Annotated in this window: 2 protein-coding genes; both read right to left on the reverse strand. The window is 64.7% G+C overall.

The window, feature by feature from the left end; genetic code table 11:
* Positions 1-1,664 (reverse strand): methylmalonyl-CoA mutase (gene scpA / locus KBI52_RS01745; protein ID WP_210804915.1); only part of this gene is annotated, 1,664 nt, incomplete at its 3' end.
* Positions 1,661-2,055, reverse strand: a 395-nt coding sequence (locus KBI52_RS01750) for a cobalamin B12-binding domain-containing protein (protein ID WP_371823097.1), incomplete at its 5' end; no start/stop codon positions are given. The genes scpA and KBI52_RS01750, both read right to left, overlap by 4 nt.

Genomic DNA, 2,055 nt, shown 5'->3' on the forward strand with positions numbered 1-2,055 from the left:
TAAACGCCCGAGATCGCCTTGATCTCGGCGCGGTGACGGCCCCAGACCTTCTCCAGCGCGTCGGAGATCTCGCCCACTGTCGCCTTGACGCGGGCGGCCTTCACGGCGAGATCGAGCAGGTTGCCTTCGCCGGACGCGGCCACGTTCGAGAGATCAGAAAGCGCCGCGTCCACATCGGCCTGGTTGCGCTCGGCCTTCAGGCGCTGGAGCTTCTCGATCTGGCTTGCGCGGACGGCGGCGTTGTTGACCTTGAGGATGTCGATGGACGCCTCGTCATCGGTGCGGAAGGCGTTCACGCCGATGATCTTCTGGTGTCCGGAATCGATGCGCGCCTGGGTGCGGGCCGCCGCCTCCTCGATCTTCAGCTTCGGAATTCCCGCCTCGATGGCCTTCGCCATGCCGCCCAGGGCTTCGACCTCCTGGATGTGGCTCCAGGCCTTCTGCGCCAGCTCGTAGGTGAGCCGCTCCACATAGTACGAGCCGCCCCACGGGTCGATGATGCGCGTGGTGCCGCTCTCCTGCTGCAGGAAGAGCTGCGTGTTGCGGGCGATACGGGCCGAAAAGTCGGTCGGGAGCGCGAGCGCCTCGTCCAGCGCGTTGGTATGCAACGACTGCGTATGGCCTTGGGTCGCCGCCATGGCCTCGATGCAGGTGCGGGTGACGTTGTTGAACACGTCCTGCGCCGTCAGCGACCAACCCGAGGTCTGCGAGTGCGTGCGCAGGGGCAGGGACTTTTCGCTTTGCGGGTTGAAGCCCTTCACGAGCTTCGCCCAGAGGAGGCGCGCGGCGCGCATCTTGGCCACTTCCATGAAGAAGTTCATGCCCACCGCCCAGAAGAAGGACAGGCGCGGGGCGAACTGGTCGATGGTGAGCCCGGCCGCGATGCCGGCGCGGATGTACTCGACGCCGTCGGCGAGCGTGTAGGCGAGCTCGAGATCCTGCGTCGCGCCCGCCTCCTGCATGTGATAGCCGGAGATCGAGATCGAGTTGAACTTCGGCATGTTCTGCGAGGTGTAGCCGAAGATGTCCGAGATGATCCGCATCGACCCCTTGGGCGGGTAGATGTAGGTGTTGCGCACCATGAATTCCTTCAGGATGTCGTTCTGGATCGTGCCGGAGAGCTTTTCGGGCGGCACGCCCTGCTCCTCGGCGGCCACGATGTAGAGCGCCAGAACGGGGAGCACCGCGCCGTTCATGGTCATCGACACGCTCATCCGGTCGAGCGGGATGCCGGCGAACAGCGTGCGCATGTCGTAGATGGAATCGATCGCGACGCCCGCCATGCCCACGTCGCCCGCCACCCGCGGATGATCGGAATCGTAGCCGCGATGGGTGGCGAGATCGAAGGCCACCGACAGGCCCTTCTGGCCGGCCGCCAGGTTGCGCCGGTAGAAGGCGTTGGAATCCTCCGCCGTGGAGAAGCCGGCGTACTGGCGCACGGTCCAGGGCTGGTTCACGTACATGGTCGGGTAGGGGCCGCGCAGGAACGGCGCGACGCCCGGCCAGGTGTCGAGGGCGTCGAGACCCGCACGGTCCTCGGGGCCATAGGCTCCTCTGACCGCGATGCCCTCCGGCGTCAGCCAGGGCTCCGAAGCAGCCTGGGAGGAGGGCGCCAGGGGAGCGGCGGAGAAAGCGACGCTCGAGAAGTCCGGGATGCTGGTCATTGGCTTGCACCCATTCGAGGCGCTGCAATTAGTTCGTCCATGAACGCATAGGTTTTATAGATGAATGCTGGCAGGTCGCAGCCGCTGTAGATGAAGTCCTGGATGCCCGCCGAGCGGAGTGCGTCCTCCCGCATGATCGGACGACCCACCATATACACGAGCAAGCCCCCTGCCCTTCTAAGTGCGCGCGCTGTCTCCTCAACTACAGTCTCGTTGGGTGTAATCGCCTCATCTGCGAGAGCGAAGTAAACCTCATCGGAGGAACAGATGCAGGCACTTTGAGCACCCGATGCGGCAAAGGCAGCTGTAAGGGCATGAAGAGATGGGAAGCCGTCGTTCGTGACGGCTTCGATGCCGCCGGCCTCGAAGAAATTCTTGGCGAAGGTCGCCC

The sequence above is a fragment of the Microvirga sp. HBU67558 genome (genome assembly GCF_018069605.1).
Classification (GTDB): Bacteria; Pseudomonadota; Alphaproteobacteria; order Rhizobiales; family Beijerinckiaceae; genus Microvirga; species Microvirga terrae.